This is a genomic window from Agrobacterium sp. S7/73 (assembly GCF_019355535.1).
GTDB classification, from domain to species: Bacteria; Pseudomonadota; Alphaproteobacteria; order Rhizobiales; family Rhizobiaceae; genus Agrobacterium; species Agrobacterium tumefaciens.
The window spans coordinates 1,805,231-1,824,109 of the sequence record NZ_CP072136.1 but is presented as its reverse complement, the minus strand read 5'-3'; the positions used below and the strand labels follow the sequence as shown (position 1 = coordinate 1,824,109).

The 18,879-nt window shown below is 58.8% G+C and carries 19 protein-coding genes; 13 read left to right on the top strand and 6 right to left on the bottom strand.

Annotation, left to right across the window (positions count from 1 at the left end):
• The first annotated feature begins 213 nt into the window (after nt 1–213).
• The gene (gene parC, locus J5276_RS09035; RefSeq protein ID WP_209159379.1) at nt 214–2,466 is read left to right on the top strand and encodes a DNA topoisomerase IV subunit A; all 2,253 of its coding nucleotides are present in this window, start codon (nt 214–216) and stop codon (nt 2,464–2,466) included.
• A gap of 64 nt (nt 2,467–2,530) precedes the next feature.
• Here parC and J5276_RS09030 read toward each other — a convergent pair whose 3' ends face one another.
• The 5 genes from J5276_RS09030 to hemB all read right to left on the bottom strand — a co-directional run bounded on the left by J5276_RS09030 (nt 2,531) and on the right by hemB (nt 5,742).
• Nucleotides 2,531–2,920: a type II toxin-antitoxin system death-on-curing family toxin gene (locus J5276_RS09030; RefSeq protein ID WP_065688205.1), complete on the bottom strand. Its 390-nt coding sequence runs from the start codon at nt 2,918–2,920 to the stop codon at nt 2,531–2,533.
• Nucleotides 2,917–3,138 carry an AbrB/MazE/SpoVT family DNA-binding domain-containing protein gene (locus J5276_RS09025; protein ID WP_038490623.1) on the bottom strand — a complete coding sequence of 74 codons (222 nt, stop codon included), beginning with the start codon at nt 3,136–3,138 and terminating at the stop codon, nt 2,917–2,919. Before J5276_RS09025 ends, J5276_RS09030 begins: the two co-directional genes overlap by 4 nt.
• Nucleotides 3,139–3,210: 72 nt before the next feature.
• Nucleotides 3,211–3,978 (bottom strand): arginyltransferase, encoded by a 768-nt coding sequence (locus J5276_RS09020; RefSeq protein ID WP_065704982.1) that lies wholly within the window; start codon nt 3,976–3,978, stop codon nt 3,211–3,213.
• A gap of 176 nt (nt 3,979–4,154) precedes the next feature.
• On the bottom strand, nt 4,155–4,613 hold the full coding sequence (locus J5276_RS09015; RefSeq protein ID WP_038490628.1) for an RDD family protein: 459 nt from the start codon (nt 4,611–4,613) through the stop codon (nt 4,155–4,157).
• Between the two features lie 115 nt (nt 4,614–4,728).
• Nucleotides 4,729–5,742, bottom strand: coding sequence for a porphobilinogen synthase (hemB, locus tag J5276_RS09010; RefSeq protein WP_003512495.1), 1,014 nt, complete (start codon nt 5,740–5,742; stop codon nt 4,729–4,731).
• Between the two features lie 181 nt (nt 5,743–5,923).
• Here hemB and J5276_RS09005 point away from each other — a divergent pair, with 181 nt between their 5' ends.
• The 12 genes from J5276_RS09005 to J5276_RS08950 all read left to right on the top strand — a co-directional run bounded on the left by J5276_RS09005 (nt 5,924) and on the right by J5276_RS08950 (nt 18,165).
• On the top strand, nt 5,924–6,361 hold the full coding sequence (locus J5276_RS09005; RefSeq protein ID WP_003512497.1) for a DUF6163 family protein: 438 nt from the start codon (nt 5,924–5,926) through the stop codon (nt 6,359–6,361).
• A 234-nt stretch (nt 6,362–6,595) separates the two neighbouring features.
• A complete protein-coding gene (ldtR, locus tag J5276_RS09000; RefSeq protein WP_025593036.1) occupies nt 6,596–7,105 on the top strand; it encodes a transcriptional regulator LdtR in 510 nt (169 codons plus the stop codon).
• A 375-nt stretch (nt 7,106–7,480) separates the two neighbouring features.
• On the top strand, nt 7,481–8,812 hold the full coding sequence (locus J5276_RS08995) for a murein L,D-transpeptidase (protein WP_112154957.1): 1,332 nt from the start codon (nt 7,481–7,483) through the stop codon (nt 8,810–8,812).
• 210 nt (nt 8,813–9,022) lie between these two features.
• Nucleotides 9,023–10,312, top strand: coding sequence for a serine hydroxymethyltransferase (gene glyA / locus J5276_RS08990; protein ID WP_003512506.1), 1,290 nt, complete (start codon nt 9,023–9,025; stop codon nt 10,310–10,312).
• Between the two features lie 12 nt (nt 10,313–10,324).
• Entirely contained in the window at nt 10,325–10,804 is a 480-nt protein-coding gene (gene nrdR, locus J5276_RS08985; protein WP_003512508.1) for a transcriptional regulator NrdR, read from the top strand.
• A 2-nt stretch (nt 10,805–10,806) separates the two neighbouring features.
• Entirely contained in the window at nt 10,807–11,943 is a 1,137-nt protein-coding gene (ribD, locus tag J5276_RS08980) for a bifunctional diaminohydroxyphosphoribosylaminopyrimidine deaminase/5-amino-6-(5-phosphoribosylamino)uracil reductase RibD (RefSeq protein WP_112154956.1), read from the top strand.
• Nucleotides 11,943–12,554, top strand: a complete 612-nt coding sequence (locus J5276_RS08975) for a riboflavin synthase (RefSeq protein WP_003512512.1) — start codon at nt 11,943–11,945, stop codon at nt 12,552–12,554. The genes ribD and J5276_RS08975 overlap by 1 nt, the downstream gene beginning before the upstream one ends.
• A 262-nt stretch (nt 12,555–12,816) precedes the next feature.
• Nucleotides 12,817–13,449, top strand: a complete 633-nt coding sequence (locus J5276_RS08970) for a LysE family translocator (protein WP_065658050.1) — start codon at nt 12,817–12,819, stop codon at nt 13,447–13,449.
• A gap of 164 nt (nt 13,450–13,613) precedes the next feature.
• Nucleotides 13,614–14,060, top strand: a complete 447-nt coding sequence (ribH, locus tag J5276_RS08965; RefSeq protein ID WP_025593086.1) for a 6,7-dimethyl-8-ribityllumazine synthase — start codon at nt 13,614–13,616, stop codon at nt 14,058–14,060.
• A 4-nt stretch (nt 14,061–14,064) separates the two neighbouring features.
• On the top strand, nt 14,065–14,562 hold the full coding sequence (gene nusB / locus J5276_RS08960) for a transcription antitermination factor NusB (RefSeq protein WP_013635887.1): 498 nt from the start codon (nt 14,065–14,067) through the stop codon (nt 14,560–14,562).
• Between the two features lie 21 nt (nt 14,563–14,583).
• Nucleotides 14,584–15,807: an MFS transporter gene (locus J5276_RS08955; RefSeq protein ID WP_025593088.1), complete on the top strand. Its 1,224-nt coding sequence runs from the start codon at nt 14,584–14,586 to the stop codon at nt 15,805–15,807.
• 219 nt (nt 15,808–16,026) lie between these two features.
• Nucleotides 16,027–18,165: a sodium-translocating pyrophosphatase gene (locus tag J5276_RS08950; RefSeq protein ID WP_035251686.1), complete on the top strand. Its 2,139-nt coding sequence runs from the start codon at nt 16,027–16,029 to the stop codon at nt 18,163–18,165.
• Between the two features lie 75 nt (nt 18,166–18,240).
• Here the strand turns inward: J5276_RS08950 and J5276_RS08945 are convergent, their stop codons facing one another.
• Nucleotides 18,241–18,771 carry an outer membrane protein assembly factor BamE gene (locus tag J5276_RS08945; protein WP_065661135.1) on the bottom strand — a complete coding sequence of 177 codons (531 nt, stop codon included), beginning with the start codon at nt 18,769–18,771 and terminating at the stop codon, nt 18,241–18,243.
• Nucleotides 18,772–18,879: the final 108 nt, after the last annotated feature.

Here is an 18,879-nt window from a genome sequence, read left to right as displayed (position 1 = left end):
TGTGCGGATGTGCACCGTGTTCTAAATGTGAATGGTGACATTTATATTCGCGATTATTCAAAGGTCTACAGGATTTAGATCGATTCGTATGACGGCGGCATTGCGGCATTCGCAACGCAGTTAATAAAAATCCTCACAAAAGGCATCGTTTCGTCCACAGCCGAGACCCCCGAATTCCTTGCCGGGAATCGGCATTTCCGCTAGTCAAGCACCATGGGAAAAAATCTTGTACCTCCGTCAGGCGGAGACGATAACATTCATCCGGTCGATTTGAAGGCGGCGCTTGAAGAACGCTACCTCGCTTACGCCTTGTCCACGATCATGCATCGTGCGCTGCCGGATGTGCGCGATGGACTGAAGCCGGTTCACCGCCGCATCATCCACGCCATGAGCGAAATGGGCATCCGCCCCAACTCGGCTTTCAAGAAATGCGCCCGTATCGTCGGTGACGTTATCGGTAAGTTCCATCCGCATGGCGACCAGTCGGTCTACGATGCGCTGGTCCGTCTCGCGCAGGATTTCTCGCAGCGTTATCCGATCGTGGACGGGCAGGGCAATTTCGGCAATATCGATGGCGACGGCGCCGCCGCCTATCGGTATACCGAAGCACGCATGACCGATGTGGCAGCGCTGCTGCTCGAAGGCATCGGCGAGGACGCGGTTGACTTCCGCGCTACCTATAATGAGGAAGACGAGGAGCCGGTCGTCCTCCCTGGCGCGTTCCCCAATCTGCTTGCCAACGGTGCCTCCGGCATTGCCGTCGGCATGGCGACGTCTATCCCGCCGCACAACGCCCATGAACTGTGCGACGCAGCTCTGCATCTCATCAAGCATCCGGATGCGACGGTTGAAAAGCTGGTGGAGTTCATTCCCGGCCCCGACCTGCCGACCGGCGGCGTGATCATCGAAAGCCGCGAGAATATTCTCGAAGCCTATAAGACCGGGCGCGGTGGTTTCCGCGTGCGCGCCAAATGGGAAACGGAAGACCTCGGACGTGGCGGCTATCAGATCGTCATCACCGAAATCCCGTTCCAGGTGCAGAAATCGCGGCTGATCGAAAAGATCGCCGAGCTGCTGCTCGCCCGCAAACTGCCGCTGCTTGAGGATGTCCGCGACGAATCGGCCGAAGACGTGCGTATCGTGCTGGTTCCGAAAAACCGCACCGTCGACGCGACGCTGCTGATGGAATCGCTGTTCCGTCTGTCCGACCTTGAAAGCCGCCTGCCGCTCAACATGAACGTACTGTCGCTTGGCAGGGTGCCGAAGGTCATGGCGCTGAACGAGGTGCTGAGCGAATGGCTGGCACACCGCAAGGACGTGCTGGTCCGCCGTTCCCGCCATCGTCTTGCGGCCATCGATCGCAGGCTCGAGATTCTGGGCGGCCTGCTGGTCGCCTATCTCAATCTCGATGAGGTGATCCGTATCATCCGCGAGGAGGACGAGCCGAAACAGGTGATGATGGCCAAGTGGTCACTCACCGATAATCAGGCCGAAGCCATCCTCAACATGCGTCTGCGCAATCTGCGCAAGCTCGAGGAATTCGAAATCCGCAAGGAGTTCGACGAACTCAGCAGCGAGAAGGCTGAAATCGAGGGGCTGCTCGCCTCCGATGAAAAGCAATGGCAGACCGTCGCCTGGGAAATCGGCGAGGTCAAAAAGAAATATGCCAAGGCAACGGAGATCGGCCGTCGCCGCACGCAGTTTGCGGATGCGCCGGATGCCGACATCGAGGCCATCCAGCAGGCGATGATCGAAAAGGAACCGGTCACCATCGTCATCTCGCAGAAGGGGTGGATCAGGGCGCTGAAGGGGCATATGTCCGATACGTCGGCTCTGACCTTCAAGGAGGGCGATGGCCCGAAGCTCGCCTTCCCGGCGCAGACGACCGACAAGTTGCTGCTGCTGACCACCGGTGGCAAGGCCTACACGCTCGGCGCAGACAAGCTGCCCGGCGGGCGTGGTCACGGCGAGCCGATCCGCATCATGGTCGATGTGGAGAACGATCAGGACATCCTGACGGCCTTCGTTCACGATCCGTCGCGCAAGCTTCTGCTCGTCTCGACTGGCGGCAACGGCTTCATCGTGGCCGAAAGCGAAATGGTCGCAAATACCCGCAAGGGCAAGCAGATCATGAATGTCGCCATGCCTGACGAAGCCAAGCTCGCCGTACCTGTTACTGGCGACCATGTCGCCGTCGTTGGCGAAAACCGCAAGCTTCTGGCCTTCCCGCTGTCGCAGGTGCCGGAAATGTCACGCGGCAAGGGCGTGCGCCTGCAACGCTACAAGGACGGCGGCGTGGTTGATGTGAAATGTTTCGCGCTCGCAGACGGCTTGAGCTGGTCCGACACGGCCGGGCGCCTCTTCACCAAGGTCGGTGAGGAATTGCGCGAATGGCTGGCAGACCGCGCCACCGTTGGCCGCACCGTACCGAAGGGCTTTCCGCGTAGCGGGAAATTTGGCGGGTAAATCCGTCCTCTCTCGATATAAACAGAAGAAGCGCCGCATATCGAAAGACGTGCGGCGCTTCCGTTTAATCGAGTGGGACGACGTGGTCGCGTAGAAAAAGATAAACGCCGTCCTCATCAATGTTGCCGGCAGCGACGTCGAGAACAAAAGCGATGACATCAGCTTGCTCGGCGTGGATTTCATGGCCGTTGATGAACAAGAAGGTGTAGGCCGCTAGAAACGCGGTTCGTTTGTTTCCATCTGAAAATGGGTGGTTGCGGGCTATCCCGTAAAGATAGGCGGATGCAAGCCTTAGAGCGTCTTCCTCACCGTAGGCGGCTTTGTGAAGGGGGCGTGCCAAAGCTGCCTCAAGTGCGTTCTCGTCTTTTAGACCTTGCAGGCCACCATGTTCAACAAGTTGTTCCCGATGTATTATTTCAATGGAAGTTCGGGACAGCCACTTAATTTTTTTCATTTTGCGAGTTCTCTCAGCGCCACATGGTATTTCTTCATGCCGCGCCGGGCAGCTTCAAGCTGCTCGCTCAAATCCGCTTGTTCAGGGACGAGTTCGATGTTCCCGGAGACTTCCCTTAGTTCAAGGGTATCACCCGTCTTGAGACCCATGCGATCCAGGACTTCTTTTGGGATGATAATGCCTTCGGAATTACCGATTTTCCGGATTGTGATGTTCATGACGCCAACTCCTGTTATAACCAAGTTATAACATGGTCGTCACGGTGAGACAATGCCGGTGTTGGACTGGATCTATTCGGCTGTCTCTACCGCAGGCAAATAAACCTCCCACCCACGCGGTGTCAGATGCTCCTGCGGGTGGTAGCGCGTCTTGTAGCCCATCTTTTCAGAACCATCGACCCAGTAGCCGAGATAGACGTGCGGCAGGCCGAGCGCGCGTGTGCGGGTGATGTGATCCATGATCATGAAAGTGCCGAGCGAGCGCTTTTCTAGATCGGGGTTGAAGAAGGAATAGACCATCGACAGCCCGTCGCTCATCACATCGCTCAGCGCTACGGCGAGAAGTTCACCTCGTTTGCTGGAATCGATGCCGGAGCCGGGCTCTCGCACACGGTATTCGATGATGCGGGTGTTGACGTGCGTGTCTTCGATCATGATCGCATAGTCGAGCGCCGACATGTCGGACATGCCGCCTGACTGGTGCCGATGGTCGAGATAGCGGCGAAACAGTGAGAACTGTTCGGTGGATGGCTCAGCGGCATGAACGGTGGCGACGACATCCTTGTTGATGGAGAGAACGCGCCGCATCGATTTCGTCGGCTGGAACTGTTCGGCAAGGATGCGCACGGAAACGCAAGCTCGACAGGTTTCGCACGCCGGGCGATAGGCGATGTTCTGTGAACGCCTGAAGCCGCCCTGGGTCAGAAGGTCGTTCATTTCCGACGCACGCGGGCCGACCAGATGCGTGAAAACCTTCCGCTCCATCTGGTTCGGCAAGTAGGGGCAGGTGGCCGGTGCCGTAAGATAGAATTGGGGAGAGGGCGTCGCCTGCGTGTTCATCGAACCGTGATCGCCTCCTGCGTCTGTTGTGAAAGCGCGCCGCGATTTCACGGGGTGCGGCGACGCTTCAAGCGACATGCATAATGTCACAGAATGGCAAAATGACGGAAAACGTCAACTGCACCATGCGCTATTTGCCTGATATGCAAGCCACGTTTTCGTGGCTTTCCCTTATATCAGTAGGTTCTGACCATGACGGTGCCGAGCAGGAAGTCGTGAACGAGGCGAGAGCGCTCCGTAAAAAGGCCTGCAAGCAGGATAAGCGGCGTCAAAACCGAGTTGATGATCCAGAAAAGCGCAATGTGCACGGTGGCCAGAAGGAAATCGATTCGCCGTCCGTCCATGCGCGCCATCGCGATGCCCATCGCCCGCATGCCGGGTGAGGCCTGCGACGGGCCGCTGAGCGTTACGCCGAAATAAAGCACCGCGACGATGACGAACAAGGCCGGATAGAGGAAGAAGCCGAGACCCAGCGTAATCACGCCGAGAAAGAAGACGATCACGGCGGCTGGAATGCACAGCAGGAGAACGATCGCGTAATCGATCAGGAACGCGAAGACCCGTCGGCTCAGGACGCCGCTATAGGCGCGCCAGTCGTCCGGTGCGACATAGGTAGGGTTCTGGTCGAGGTTCATCGGTCGTTTTCTCCTGAGAAGACATGACAGCTCGAAACGCGCTTTTCGTCAGGCAGCATTCCGTGTCAGCAAACAATATGGGAAGAAAACGACCGAATACAATAAGCGTCGGCTGTCAGCCCTTCGCGAGTTTGCGTGCGGCTTCCACTGCGAAATAGCTCAGAATGCCATCGCAGCCCGCACGCTTGAAACAGAGAAGCGTTTCCATCATCACGCGCTCGCCGTCGATCCAGCCATGCATGGCCGCTGCCTTGATCTGGGTATATTCACCGGACACCTGATAGGCGAATGTGGGCAGCCCGAAATTCTCTTTCAGCCGCCAACAGATGTCGAGATAGGGCAAGCCGGGTTTGACCATCAGCATGTCAGCACCTTCTTCCACGTCGAGCGCTGCGTCGCGGATTGCCTCCATGCCGTTGGCGGGGCTGATGTAATAGCTGTTCTTGTCCCCCTTCAGCAGTCCGGCCGTCGAAATGGCCTCGCGATACGGACCGTAATAGCCGGAGGAGAATTTCGTGGCATAGGCCATGATGCCGACGTTCTGGTGCCCGGCCGCATCCAGGCCGCGGCGGATGGCGCCGATGCGGCCATCCATCATCTCGGACGGAGAAATAATGTCCGAACCGGCATCGGCCTGAAGGATTGCAGCACGAACGACCTGGTCCACGGTCTCGTCATTGACGATTTCGTCGCCGCGCAGAATGCCGTCATGCCCATGGCTGGTGAAGGGATCGAGCGCAACATCGGTGATCATGCCGATATTCGGAACCGCTTTTTTGACCGCGATGGTCGCCTGATTAATGAGGTTGTTGGCCTCGAGCGCATTCGAGCCGGTCTCGTCGCGCAAGTCCATCTCGATATTCGGGAAGGTCGCAATCGCCGGAATGCCGAGATCGGCGGCTTCCTTCGCCGCTTCGACCAGCTTGTCGACGCTCATGCGGTTTACGCCGGGCATCGCCGGTATGGGATCGAGGATATTGCTGCCCGGTACGATGAAGACCGGCCAGATGAGATCATCGACGGTCAGGCGGCTTTCCTGAACCAGACGGCGAGTCCAGTCGGCCTTGCGATTGCGGCGCATGCGGCGATGGCCGGTGATCGCGTCGACCAGATGCGTTTTGTCCTGCATGTAAGAATGTCCTTCGTATCCCACCCAAGTCAGGAAAGCTGCATAACACGAAGCAAGCGCCGTGCGAATGCGACAATGTTTCCCCCTGGACTTCCCCGGTGGGCGAGGGTGCTTTGACAAGGCAAGCCGCCGAATTCAATATGGGCTGGTCGCCCGCCCGTCGAAACCGTATCTTCCGGCCATGGAACCTGATTCTCAACCTCTGCCGAAACGTCCGCTGACGGAAATCCTCTTTCTGGTCTTCATGAGGCTGGTCGCGGTTTCCTGTTTCTGGTTCGGCCTGCAATATTGGGCGATGCTGACGGGATATTCTCTCGGCGGGCATGGGCGGTTCGATATGCTTAACCTGCCATGGCGAGTGGCGGGTAGTGCGCTTGCGGTGATTTTCCCCGTCGCAGCGCTCGGTCTCTGGCTCGGCGCCTCCTGGGGGGCAGTCATGTGGGTCTTGGGTGCCGGCACCCAGATCGCCATGTATAAGGTGTGGCCATATATCTTCGGCGCCAACACGCTTGTACCCGTCATGCACGGTCTCGTGGCAACGATTTATATACTATTCCTGGTCGCTTTTTGGCTCGATCAGCGCCAGAATGAAGAGCGCGCAAGAATTGATTTACCATAAGAATAAAGCAATTCAGCCTGGTTTTCGGTCGAATTTTATTGCTAAGTCTTTGATTTGTAATGCAGGGTGATAAGTCAGTCCCGCTTCGCCACAAGTTTGACCCACTTGGGAAAATGCAGGTAAGCATTTGTTAATCGTAGCTTTTAAGTAGAATTTTATGCGCATTGATTAGGTTCTCACTCAAGGCGGGAGACAAACAAACACACCGCCAAACAAAACAGTGAGGCAGTCATGATCAATAGCAAAGCAAAGCCGCAGGCCGTTGTTGCCGACGCACATGAAGATACCATCCGTTCGCTCTACATGGAGTCGCTGCACCTGGTGGAACGTCTCCACCGCCGCCTCCTCGATGTCATCAAGGACGAGTTCGATCGTCAGGGTCGCGATGATGTCAACGCCGTTCAGGCGCTCCTGCTGTTCAACATCGGCAATTCCGAACTGACGGCCGGCGAGCTTCGTTCGCGTGGTTATTACCTCGGATCGAACGTCTCCTACAACGTCAAGAAGCTGGTAGACCTCGGTCTCATCAACCACCAGCGCTCGCGTGTCGACCGCCGCTCGGTCCGCATCAGCCTGACTGAAAAAGGCCAGGAAATCGCAGAAACGGTTGCTCACCTCTACGAGCGCCACGTCGGCTCGATCGAAAAGGTCGGCGGCATCGGCACCGGCGAGTTCTCCGAAATGAACAAGCTGCTGCAGCGCCTCGATCGCTTCTGGAACGACAGCATCGCATATCGCCTCTAATTCCGCGGCGGTTTCACTGTTAGCGCCGGGGGCATCTGTTTGCCTCCGGCTTGCGGATTCGTGTTCGAGGCGCCGTTCACCTGTGCGTGTCAAGCCCGTTCTCTTAGGTGCGTTTTCGCCCTGTTTTGCAGGCATACACAGCTTCGTGAGAAAAGGTCCGTGACACGAATTGGCCATATTGATATGGGACCCGCAAAGGTGAAGGAGCCGGCGGTTTCTCCTGCTGTCGTGGCAAGTCCCGACTGTTCTGCCAGACAATAGCGCCCAGACCATGGGTATTGAGCATTACCGGCCGGCAGACACGTTGTACGTGTTTGTTAATCATATTGATTTAGGCATTGTTGAGAATGCCGAAGAGAGTGGCTGGTAGGTAGAATGACAAAAAAATCCGTTTCCGAATCCGTATCGCGCCGTGCGCTTCTGCGCTCGGCTGTTTCCGTTGGTGTTGCCGCGCTTGCCGCGCCGGCCCTGGCGCAGAATGCGCTCAACGATCTCATGGGCTCATCGCGCCGCGGCAACTGGGATGACCAGTTCGACGCGAATTCGTCGCGTTCCGCCGTTGGCGTCGTTTCCAACAACCCGGTTCTCGGACGGGAAGCGCCTGTCTACATGCAGCAGGCGATCATGCAATATCAGCAGATCGTGCACAATGGCGGGTGGCCGGACGTACCCGTCACCCAGCAGCGTCTCCAGATCGGCGTTTCCGATCCTTCCGTTCAGGCGCTTCGCCAGCGATTGATGGTTTCCGGCGACTTGCCGCGCGAAGCTGGCATTTCCAGCGCCTTCGATTCTTACGTCGATGGTGCGTTGAAGCGCTTCCAGGCCCGCCACGGCCTTCCCGCCGATGGTGTCAGCGGCGAATACACGACCAAGGCGCTCAATGTTTCGGCCCAGATCCGTCTGGCGCAGTTGCAGACCAACCTCGTGCGCATCCAGTCCATGTCCGGCGATCTCGGCCAGCGTCACCTGATGGTGAACATTCCGGCCGCTGCCATCGAGGCGGTTGAGAATGAGCGCGTCGTCCTGCGCAACACCGCCGTCGTCGGTCGCGCCAGCCGCCCGACGCACGTCATCAATTCCAAGATTTACGAAGTCATCCTCAACCCTTACTGGACAGCGCCGCGCTCGATCGTCGAAAAGGACATCGTGCCGCTGATGCAGAAGGACCCGACCTATCTGGAGCGGAACAACATCCGCCTCATCGACGGCAAGGGGCAGGAAGTTTCGCCGACGGCGGTCGACTGGTTTGCGCCAAAGGCACCGAACCTGATGTTCCGCCAGGACCCCGGCAAGATCAACGCCATGTCCTCGACGAAGATCAACTTCCACAATCCGAACAACGAATATATGCACGACACGCCGCAGCAGGGTCTGTTCAACAAGCTGATGCGGTTCGAATCGTCCGGCTGCGTGCGCGTGCAGAACGTGCGCGACCTCACAAGCTGGCTGCTGCGCGACACGCCCGGCTGGTCGCGTCAGGAAATGGAACGCGTCATCGCCACCCGCGTCAACACGCCGATCAAGCTGGCGCAGGAAGTGCCTGTCTATTTCGTCTACATCACCGCATGGTCGGCGAAGGACGGCGTGGTGCAGTTCCGCGACGACATCTATGAAAAGGACGGCAACGCCGAACTGGCGCTCAACACCACCACCGGCATCGAACAGCCGGCTGGACCCGTCGACGACGACCTGTTGCCCCGCAACTGATCCGGCGCTGCCGTCAGGTTTCTATATTTAAGTGAAAGGCCGCACCCCGTCGGGTGCGGCTTTTTTCATTTTCGCTGCTGGTTTTGAAAAAACAGCTGCCGTTTTTTGTCGCAACGTCGCAGTTTGACGGGCAAATCTCGCTGCCCGTATTGCTCTTGTTCGGGCAGGGCGCTAAGACGCCATCGCATTACTGTTTCAGGAGCCTTCACCATGTCGAACACAGATGCTTTCTTCTCCCGTCCGCTTGCCGAAGTCGATCCGGATATTTTCGGCGCGATCGAGAAGGAACTGGGTCGCCAGCGCCACGAGATCGAACTGATCGCCTCGGAAAACATCGTTTCCCGCGCTGTGCTTGAAGCGCAGGGTTCGATCATGACCAACAAATATGCCGAAGGTTATCCGGGCAAGCGTTATTACGGCGGCTGCCAGTTCGTAGACATTGCTGAAGAGCTTGCCATCGAGCGCGCCAAGAAGCTGTTCGGCGTCAACTTCGCCAACGTCCAGCCAAATTCCGGTTCGCAGATGAACCAGGCCGTGTTCCTCGCGCTGCTCCAGCCGGGCGACACCTTCATGGGTCTCGACCTGAACTCCGGAGGCCATCTGACGCACGGTTCGCCGGTCAACATGTCCGGCAAGTGGTTCAACGTCGTGTCTTACGGCGTGCGCGAAGGTGACAACCTGCTCGACATGGACGAGGTGGAGCGCAAGGCCAAGGAAACCCGGCCGAAGCTTATCCTTGCCGGCGGCACCGCCTATTCCCGTATCTGGGACTGGAAGCGCTTCCGCGAGATCGCCGATGAAGTCGGCGCCTATCTGATGGTCGATATGGCCCACATCGCTGGTCTCGTTGCCGGTGGCCAGCATCCGTCGCCGTTCCCGCATTGCCACGTTGCCACCACGACGACGCACAAGTCGCTGCGCGGCCCGCGTGGCGGCATGATCCTCACCAATGACGAGGATCTGGCCAAGAAGTTCAACTCCGCCGTTTTCCCCGGCCTGCAGGGCGGTCCGCTGATGCACGTCATCGCCGCAAAGGCAGTTGCCTTCGGTGAAGCTTTGCAGCCGGAATTCAAGGATTACGCCGCACAGGTCGTCAAGAACGCCAAGGCGCTTGCCGAAACGCTGATTGAAGGTGGTCTTGATGTCGTCTCCGGCGGCACCGACAACCACCTGATGCTGGTTGACCTTCGCAAGAAGAACGCCACCGGCAAGCGTGCTGAAGCAGCTCTCGGTCGCGCCTACGTCACCTGCAACAAGAACGGCATTCCTTTCGATCCGGAAAAGCCTTTCGTCACCTCGGGTGTGCGTCTCGGCACGCCGGCCGGCACGACGCGCGGTTTCAAGGAAGCGGAATTCCGCGAAATCGGCAAGCTGATCGTCGAGGTTCTGGATGGTCTGAAGGTCGCCAACTCGGATGAGGGCAACGCTGCCGTTGAAGCTGCGGTGCGCGAAAAGGTCGTCGGCCTGACTGACCGTTTCCCGATGTATCCGTACATGTAAGGACGTAAAGAGATGCGCTGCCCATTTTGCGGTTCCGAAGACACACAGGTCAAGGACTCGCGTCCGGCGGAGGATAACACCTCCATCCGCCGGCGGCGCATCTGCCCCGATTGCGGCGGCCGCTTCACGACCTATGAGCGCGTGCAACTGCGCGAGCTGATGGTCATCAAGAAAAGCGGCCGCAAGCTGCCCTTCGACCGGGAAAAGCTGGTGCGATCCTTCGAGATCGCGCTACGCAAACGCCCGGTTGACCGGGACCGGATCGAGCGGGCCGTCTCCGGCATTGCTCGCCGTTTGGAAAGTTCCGGTGAGACGGAAATCCCCTCGGAAGAAATCGGCCTCCAGGTGCTTGAAGCGCTGAAGAGCCTCGATGACGTGGCCTTCGTACGCTACGCCTCGGTCTATCGCGATTTCAGTCATGCCGAGGATTTCGAGAACGTGATTGCCGAAATCAACGCCAAGATCGCCCGAGATACAGACGCCGGAGCATAGACGTGACGAGCCGCGCCGATGACGAAAAATTCATGGCCCGGGCAATCGAGGTTTCCCTGCGTCATCAGGGTCAAACCGAGACCAATCCCTCCGTCGGTTGCGTGCTCGTTAAGGACGGAAAAATCATCGCCGAAGCGGTGACGGCAATTGGTGGCCGCCCCCATGCCGAACGCCAGGCGCTGGAAATCGCCGGCGAAGCGGCGCGGGGCGCAACAGCCTATGTCACCCTTGAACCCTGCTCGCACTGGGGCAAGACGCCGCCCTGCGCCAATGCGCTGGTCGAATACGGCGTCGCCCGTGTCGTTGTGGCGGTTGACGACCCGGACGAGCGTGTTTCCGGTCGTGGTTACTCCATCTTGCGGGAGGCGGGTATTGTCGTGGAAACCGGCCTGCTGCGCGAACAAGGCAAGAGAGCGCTTGCGGGTTACCTCACACGCCAGCTGAAAAAACGCCCGCATGTGATTCTGAAGCTTGCCATTTCTGCCGATGGCATGATCGGCAGACAAGGGGAGGGGCAGGTAGCGATCACCGGTCCGCAGGCCAGGCACGCCGTGCATGAACTGAGAGCGCGCTGCGATTGCATCCTCGTGGGCATCCGTACCGCGATAGCGGACGATCCGGAACTGACCGTTCGAATTGCAGGTCTCGAAGATCGTTCTCCGGTCCGAATCGTGCTTGATCGCAAGTTTGAACTACCGTTGACGTCTAAGCTGGTGGGAAGTGCACGCGAGGTGCCGGTAATCGTCGCGGCGTTATCCCCCTCTGCACTGCCGGGTATCTTGCCCTCACGGGGGGAGATGCTCGGCAGGGCAGAGGGGGGTAGCCCCGACCACCGTCGCCAACAACTGATCGACGCAGGCGTCGAAATCCTTCAAGCACCAACCCTCGAGAACCTCCTTCACATTCTCGCTGAACGCGGCATGTCGGAACTTCTGGTCGAAGGCGGCGCTTTTGCCGCAAAATCGTTCCTTGAAGCCGATCTCGTGGACCGTATCATGCTGTTTGAAAGCCCGGTCGTGGTTGGTGAAGGCGGGATTGAAACGCCGCTCAGCCGTGCCGATATTCCGGGCGATTATGTTTTGGTCAGCGAAACCGCCTACGGGCCGGATCGCTGCTTCGATTATGAAAGGCCGCTTTGATGTTTACCGGAATTGTCACCGATGTTGGAACCGTGTCCGAGTTGGAAGCTCTGGCGGAAGGCATTCGTCTGCGGGTGGCGACCAATTACGATCCCAAGACCATCGATATGGGCGCATCGATCTCCCATGGCGGCGTCTGCCTGACGGTGACCAAACTGCCCGAAGACGGCAGCAACGAGCGCTGGTACGAGGTCGAAGCCTGGGAAGAGGCATTGCGCCTGACGACGATTGCGGGCTGGCAGAAGGGCACGCACGTCAATCTGGAGCGCGCCCTGAAGATTGGCGACGAGCTTGGCGGTCACATCGTTTCCGGCCATGTCGATGGCAAGGCGGAGATTCTGTCGGTCGAGCCGGAAGGTGAGGCGGTCCGTATCCGCCTGCGCGCGCCCGACCATCTGGCGAAATTCGTGGCGCCCAAGGGTTCCATTGCACTCGATGGCACTTCTCTGACCGTTAATGCGGTCGACGGAACGGATTTCGACGTGCTCCTGATCCGCCATACGCTCACAGTCACCACATGGGGTGAGCGCCAACCGGGTGATTTCGTCAATTTCGAAGTCGACACCATGGCGCGATATGCCGCAAGGCTTGCGGAGTTCCCCTCGGCGTAACAACGTTCGGCATCTATTGTGCTGAAATACACTCCCGGCCTTGAGCCGTTATCCAGCCAGCCCAAATCCTTGGGCTGAAAAGACTCTTGCCGCCGCGCAGACGCGCGTTGACTGGATTCCCTCTCAAGGCCAGAATGCCGGATAGACTTTACAGCCCTCCGCCATCGCGACAGATCAGTTGTTGTCCCGCACTCCGCTTTCGATTGACGCGCAAACACTATAAAGACGTCTTTAGGCCCAAACGGGGTAGGGGGATTATGACATGCCGTCTTTCGAACTGCTGACAGCCTTTTTCATCACCACCGCCCTGTTTGCCTATATTCCCGGCCCGGCCATGCTTTATGCTGCGGCGCAGACCATGGCGCGCGGCCGGTTTGCCGGGCTGATGGCGGTGCTTGGCATCCATGTCGGCTGTTATTTCCATATCGTCGCCTCTGCGGCGGGGCTTTCGGTGCTGTTCCAGGCGGTGCCGTGGCTTTATCTGGCCGTGAAGCTGTGTGGCGCGCTGTATCTCATCTGGCTCGGCTTTTCGATGCTGCGCAGCAAGCTTGAAGGTGAGGCCGTCAATCTGACCATCGAACCGAAATCGGCAAGGCGCGCCTTCATCGACAGCATCATCGTCGACGTGCTCAATCCGAAGACGGCGCTGTTCTTTCTGGCGTTTCTGCCGCAATTCGTTGATCCGGCGGCGGCCTTTCCGATCTGGCTGCAATTGCTGATCCTCGGTATCGCCGTCAATTTCATTTTTTCCTCCGCCGATCTCGTTGGCGTGCTTCTGGCGGGCGCGATGGTCGGGCGGCTCAAGCGTTCCAGCAGGGTGCAGGTGCTTGCCCGTCGCACTGCGGGAACGGTGCTGATGGGGCTTGGCGTGCATCTGGCTTTCCAGAAAACCTGATTTTCGTAAGCCTCGCCGGATAAGGCGAAAACCTGCGCAATTGTCTCGTAAACGGGGCCTCTTGCGCGGGTGACACATGAAATTACTTGCCAAAAACGGCCAGCCGTGGTTTGACCGCCGCAAAAGCCGGTATGATCCGGCCCGAACCTTTTCAGGAAAATCCCATGTCCAAACCCCATCTTCTTATCGTGGAAGCACGCTTTTACGACGATATGGCAGACGCTCTTCTCGAAGGCGCGAAGTTCGCGCTGGATGAGGCTGGCGCAACCTATGACGTCATCACCGTTCCCGGCGCGCTCGAAATCCCCGCTGCCATTGCCATGGCGCTGGATGGCGGCGACAACGAAGGCACGGAATATGATGGTTTCGTAGCGCTCGGCATGGTCATTCGTGGCGAGACCTACCACTTCGACATCGTTTCCAACGAATCCTCCCGCGCCCTGATGGATCTCGCCGTCAGCGAATCGCTGGCCATCGGCAACGGCATCCTCACCGTCGAAAACGACGATCAGGCATGGGCGCGTGTTCGCCGTTCTGACAAGGATAAGGGCGGTTTTGCGGCCCGCGCGGCGCTGACAATGATCGAGCTCAAGAAAAAACTGGGTGGCTGAACGCATGTCGGATGTTGAAAATGGCGGCGAACCGCGCCAGCCTTCGGTAAAGCCCGCCAACCAGCGTGGCGCTGCGCGCCTCGCGGCCGTGCAGGCACTTTATCAGATGGATGTCGGCGGCACCGGCGTGATGGAAGTCGTGGCGGAATACGAGGCACATCGTCTCGGTCAGGAAGTCGATGGCGATACCTATCTGAAGGCCGATCCTTCCTGGTTCCGTTCCATCGTGTCCGGCGTCGTCCGCGACCAGACGAAGATCGACCCACTGGTGCGCTCCGCACTTCTGGAAGACTGGCCGCTGTCGCGTCTTGATGCCACCGTTCGCGCTATCCTGCGTGCCGGCGCTTTCGAGATTCTGGAGCGCAAGGACGTGCCGGTCGCCGTCATCGTTACGGAATATGTCGAAATCGCCCGTGCTTTCTTCGAGCACGACGAGCCGAAGCTGGTGAACGCGGTTCTGGACCGCATTGCCAAGCAGGTACGCGGCGAGGCAAAACGCTAAAATACGTTAGGTGAGGAAGATATGAGCGCCGTTTCCGTCCCCGGACTTGAAGTTCAACTGGACGAGGCGAAGCGCAACGTCTTCCTCCTGACCGCCGCACAGGCGATCATGGGCTCGGCAGCACCTATGAGCTTCTCGGTTGGCGCGCTTGCCGGTTACCAGTTGCTCGGGGCTGACAAGTCGCTGGCAACGGCGCCGCTTACCGGTTTCAACATCGGCGTGGCGCTGGGCGCCATCTGCGTTGCCGCAGCATCGCGTTTTCTCGGCCGCAAGGCGGGTTTCATGGTCGGCGCGCTGATGTGCTCCATCGGCGGCGGCATTGCTGCCGTGGCACTCTTCCGCTCCGACTTCTGGCTATTTGCGATCGGCCTGCTGCTGATCGGCATTTCCGGCGGCTTCACGCAGAAAATCCGCTTCGCTGCTGCCGACGCATCCCCCTCTTTCTACAAGCCGAAAGCCATTTCCTGGATATTGGCGGGTGGCATCGTCTCGGCGATCATCGGGCCGCAGCTTGCCATTTTCGGCAAGGATGTCTTCGCACCGGTCACCTTCGCCGGTGCTTTCATCGCGCTGGTGCCGCTCGGCATCATCGCGATTGCCATTCTAGCATTCCTGAAATTGCCGGACCCGAAGGCCGCCTCTATCCACGCGCAGGCGGCACGGCCTTTGTCGGAAATCGTGCGCACGCACCGGTTTGTCACCGGCATGGTCTGCGGCATCGGTTCCTATGCGTTGATGACCTTCATGATGACCGGCGCGCCGCTCGCCATGGTGGTCGGATGCGGGTTTCCCACCGAACTTGCGACGCTCGGCATCCAGTGGCACGTTCTCGCCATGTTCGGCCCAAGTTTCTTCACCGGTATGTTGATTGCGCGATTCGGCGCGGAAAAAATCGTTGCAGCCGGTCTCGTCGTGCTGATGGCCTGCGCCGTCGTCGCCCATATGGGCATCGAATTGTGGAACTTCTGGGCGGCGCTCATTCTCCTCGGTCTCGGCTGGAACTTCGGCTTCATCGGCGCTACCGCCATCATCACCTCCAGCTACCGCCCGCATGAGGCAGACAAGGTACAGGGCTTTCACGATATCGTGCTGTTCGGCACGGTAGCGCTGTCGTCCTTCTCTTCCGGCAAGGTGTTTACAGCCTGGGGCTGGTCGGTCATGAACCTCGTTATCTGGCCGGTTGCGGGGCTATGCCTCGTGCTGGTGGCGTCGCTGTTGCTGACCCCGCGCAGAAACGCCGCGTAAGATCGCCTTCGATCTCTACCCCTTTCATGTTTCAGGCAAATTTGTGGGCTTGACGCCACGCCTTTCGCCAACGCAATCTTGCCGCGCAGGTCATTTTTCCTTGGGAGGGGAAGAATGGCCACGACAGGACAGGCCGCGCATTTGATCGCTCCTGTCCTTGCACATGGTTCGCCACGCCGGGGAGGGAGTGAGACCCGGCCTTTTGGGAGGTAAGTGCGCATGACCGTAATACCCATAGTGATTTTATGTGGGGTCCTGTCCGTGGTTTACGCGGCATGGACGACCAGGAGCGTTCTCGCTGCCGATCAGGGCAACGAGCGTATGCGTGAAATAGCAGGTTTTATCCGTGAAGGTGCGCAGGCTTATCTCACCCGTCAATATCTCACCATCGCCATCGTCGGATTGATTGTCGCCGTTCTCGCCTGGTATCTGCTGTCGGCTCTCGCGGCCATCGGGTTCATCATCGGCGCCGTGCTTTCGGGTGCTGCCGGTTTCATCGGCATGCATGTCTCCGTCCGTGCCAATCTGCGCACCGCACAAGCCGCATCCCACAGCCTTGCCGCCGGTCTCGACATCGCGTTCAAATCAGGCGCTATCACGGGCATGCTGGTGGCTGGCCTCGCGCTGCTTGGCGTATCCATCTATTATTTCATCCTCACCTCGGTGCTCGGCCATGCGCCCGGATCGCGTGAGGTGATTGACGCGCTGGTGTCGCTCGGTTTCGGCGCTTCGCTTATCTCCATCTTCGCCCGTCTCGGCGGTGGCATCTTCACCAAGGGTGCAGATGTCGGCGGCGATCTCGTCGGCAAGGTCGAAGCAGGCATTCCCGAGGACGACCCTCGCAACCCTGCAACCATCGCAGATAATGTCGGCGACAATGTCGGCGATTGCGCCGGAATGGCGGCCGACCTTTTCGAGACCTATGCCGTCTCGGTGGTCGCAACCATGGTGCTTGCGGCGATCTTCTTTGCCGGAACGCCGATACTGGAAAGCGCGATGGTCTATCCGCTGGCCATTTGCGGCGCCTGCATCCTGACCTCGATTGCCGGCACCTTCTTCGTCAAGCTCGGCACCAACAACTCCATCATGGGAGCTCTCTATAAAGGGCTGATTGCCACCGGCGTCTTCTCGATTGCGGGGCTTGCCGTGGCAACTTACGCGACCGTGGGCTGGGGTACCATTGGCACGGTTGCCGGAATGGAGATTACCGGCACAAACCTCTTCCTGTGCGGGCTGGTCGGCCTTGTGGTAACAGCGCTTATCGTCGTCATCACCGAATATTATACCGGCACCAACAAACGCCCGGTCAATTCCATCGCGCAGGCTTCGGTCACGGGCCACGGCACCAACGTCATCCAGGGTCTTGCAGTCTCGCTGGAATCGACGGCACTGCCGGCGCTTGTCATCGTTGGCGGCATCATTGGCACCTACCAGCTCGGTGGCCTGTTCGGCACGGGCATCGCGGTCACCGCCATGCTTGGTCTGGCGGGCATGATCGTGGCGCTCGACGCCTTCGGTCCGGTGACTGACAATGCCGGCGGCATTGCCGAAATGGCCGGTCTCGACCCGGATGTACGTAAGGCGACCGACGCGCTGGATGCCGTCGGCAACACCACCAAGGCCGTCACGAAGGGCTATGCCATCGGTTCTGCCGGTCTCGGCGCGCTGGTGCTGTTTGCCGCCTATTCCAACGACCTGTCCTATTTCGCTGCCAATGGCGATACCTATCCTTACTTCAAGGATATCGGCGAAATATCCTTCAGCCTTGCCAATCCTTACGTTGTTGCCGGTCTGCTGTTCGGCGGCCTCATTCCGTATCTCTTTGGCGGCATTGCCATGACGGCGGTGGGCAAGGCGGCAAGCTCGATCGTCGAGGAAGTTCGCCGCCAGTTCCGCGAAAAGCCTGGCATTATGGCAGGGACGGAAAAACCGGACTACGGCAGGGCGGTCGATCTTTTGACCAAGGCGGCGATCAAGGAGATGATCATTCCGTCGCTGTTGCCGGTTCTGGCGCCGCTCGTCGTTTATTTCGGCGTGCTGCTTATCTCAGGTTCCAAGGCCTCTGCCTTTGCCGCACTCGGTGCATCGTTGCTTGGCGTCATCATCAACGGGCTGTTCGTGGCGATTTCCATGACCTCCGGTGGTGGTGCGTGGGATAACGCCAAGAAAAGCTTCGAGGATGGCTTCATCGACAAGGATGGCGTGCGCCACGTCAAGGGTTCGGACGCCCACAAGGCGTCGGTTACGGGCGATACGGTGGGTGATCCCTACAAGGATACCGCCGGTCCGGCCGTCAACCCGGCTATCAAGATCACCAATATCGTGGCGCTACTGCTATTGGCGGTTCTCGCCCACTAAGGACTTGCAGCATCGACAAAGAAAAAGGCCCGGGGAGCGATCTCCGGGCCTTTGAATTTTCGTTCCGTCTTCCGATCAGGGGGTGTTGCCGCTCTGTCCAAGAATGCTCTTGGCGATGTTGGCGCCCGAGGTGCCGCCGGACAGCAGCTGCTGCAGGAAGGTGAGATCCTTGCCGCCTGTCGGGGTGGTACGCGAAATCGTGTCGAAGACCTTGCCGTCCTGCAGCGCGTAATTGGCCTTACGCTCGATTACGCCGTCCTTGTTGAAATAGATCGCGAGAATGTTCTGTTCGACCAACGTCGGCTTCATGAAAGCGGCGCGGCGCACGCGCTTCTGCGAGATGTAATAGAAAACCTCGTTGCCGAACGTCGCCGTGGTGGAGGGCGTGCCCATGGTCAGCAGAACCTGCTCGCGGCTGGAACCTTCCGGGATCAGCTGAAGCGACTGCTCGTCCATGACGTAGCCGTTGTGGAACACATCGGTGGTGCTGGTGCAGGCGGAAAGCAGGGTGGACGCGACGACGATTGCGATGGCGGTCTTGCCCAGAATTTTGCCGTGACTTGCGGATTTCTGCTTGCTCAACTGCTTTTCCCCGACTGCGATCATGAATGGCACCTTCCGGCATTGCGTGGTGCACAGTGTCTGTGCACATGATTGTGTCAATCCGGGGACGGAAAATCCCGATCACCCCCCAAATTCAACGCTTTCACGGCC

What these genes read in the sequence shown, in the direction of transcription:
- J5276_RS08955 (WP_025593088.1), top strand. Translation starts at nt 14,584, where the DNA reads ATGAGCGCCGTTTCCGTCCCCGGACTTGAAGTTCAACTGGACGAGGCG.
- J5276_RS09005 (WP_003512497.1), top strand. Translation starts at nt 5,924, where the DNA reads ATGGAACCTGATTCTCAACCTCTGCCGAAACGTCCGCTGACGGAAATC.
- J5276_RS08945 (WP_065661135.1), bottom strand. Translation starts at nt 18,771, where the DNA reads ATGATCGCAGTCGGGGAAAAGCAGTTGAGCAAGCAGAAATCCGCAAGT.
- glyA (WP_003512506.1), top strand. Translation starts at nt 9,023, where the DNA reads ATGTCGAACACAGATGCTTTCTTCTCCCGTCCGCTTGCCGAAGTCGAT.
- J5276_RS08970 (WP_065658050.1), top strand. Translation starts at nt 12,817, where the DNA reads ATGCCGTCTTTCGAACTGCTGACAGCCTTTTTCATCACCACCGCCCTG.
- J5276_RS09020 (WP_065704982.1), bottom strand. Translation starts at nt 3,978, where the DNA reads ATGAACACGCAGGCGACGCCCTCTCCCCAATTCTATCTTACGGCACCG.
- J5276_RS09025 (WP_038490623.1), bottom strand. Translation starts at nt 3,138, where the DNA reads ATGAACATCACAATCCGGAAAATCGGTAATTCCGAAGGCATTATCATC.
- J5276_RS09030 (WP_065688205.1), bottom strand. Translation starts at nt 2,920, where the DNA reads ATGAAAAAAATTAAGTGGCTGTCCCGAACTTCCATTGAAATAATACAT.
- J5276_RS08950 (WP_035251686.1), top strand. Translation starts at nt 16,027, where the DNA reads ATGACCGTAATACCCATAGTGATTTTATGTGGGGTCCTGTCCGTGGTT.
- J5276_RS08975 (WP_003512512.1), top strand. Translation starts at nt 11,943, where the DNA reads ATGTTTACCGGAATTGTCACCGATGTTGGAACCGTGTCCGAGTTGGAA.
- ribH (WP_025593086.1), top strand. Translation starts at nt 13,614, where the DNA reads ATGTCCAAACCCCATCTTCTTATCGTGGAAGCACGCTTTTACGACGAT.
- J5276_RS08995 (WP_112154957.1), top strand. Translation starts at nt 7,481, where the DNA reads ATGACAAAAAAATCCGTTTCCGAATCCGTATCGCGCCGTGCGCTTCTG.
- J5276_RS09015 (WP_038490628.1), bottom strand. Translation starts at nt 4,613, where the DNA reads ATGAACCTCGACCAGAACCCTACCTATGTCGCACCGGACGACTGGCGC.
- parC (WP_209159379.1), top strand. Translation starts at nt 214, where the DNA reads ATGGGAAAAAATCTTGTACCTCCGTCAGGCGGAGACGATAACATTCAT.
- nrdR (WP_003512508.1), top strand. Translation starts at nt 10,325, where the DNA reads ATGCGCTGCCCATTTTGCGGTTCCGAAGACACACAGGTCAAGGACTCG.
- hemB (WP_003512495.1), bottom strand. Translation starts at nt 5,742, where the DNA reads ATGCAGGACAAAACGCATCTGGTCGACGCGATCACCGGCCATCGCCGC.
- nusB (WP_013635887.1), top strand. Translation starts at nt 14,065, where the DNA reads ATGTCGGATGTTGAAAATGGCGGCGAACCGCGCCAGCCTTCGGTAAAG.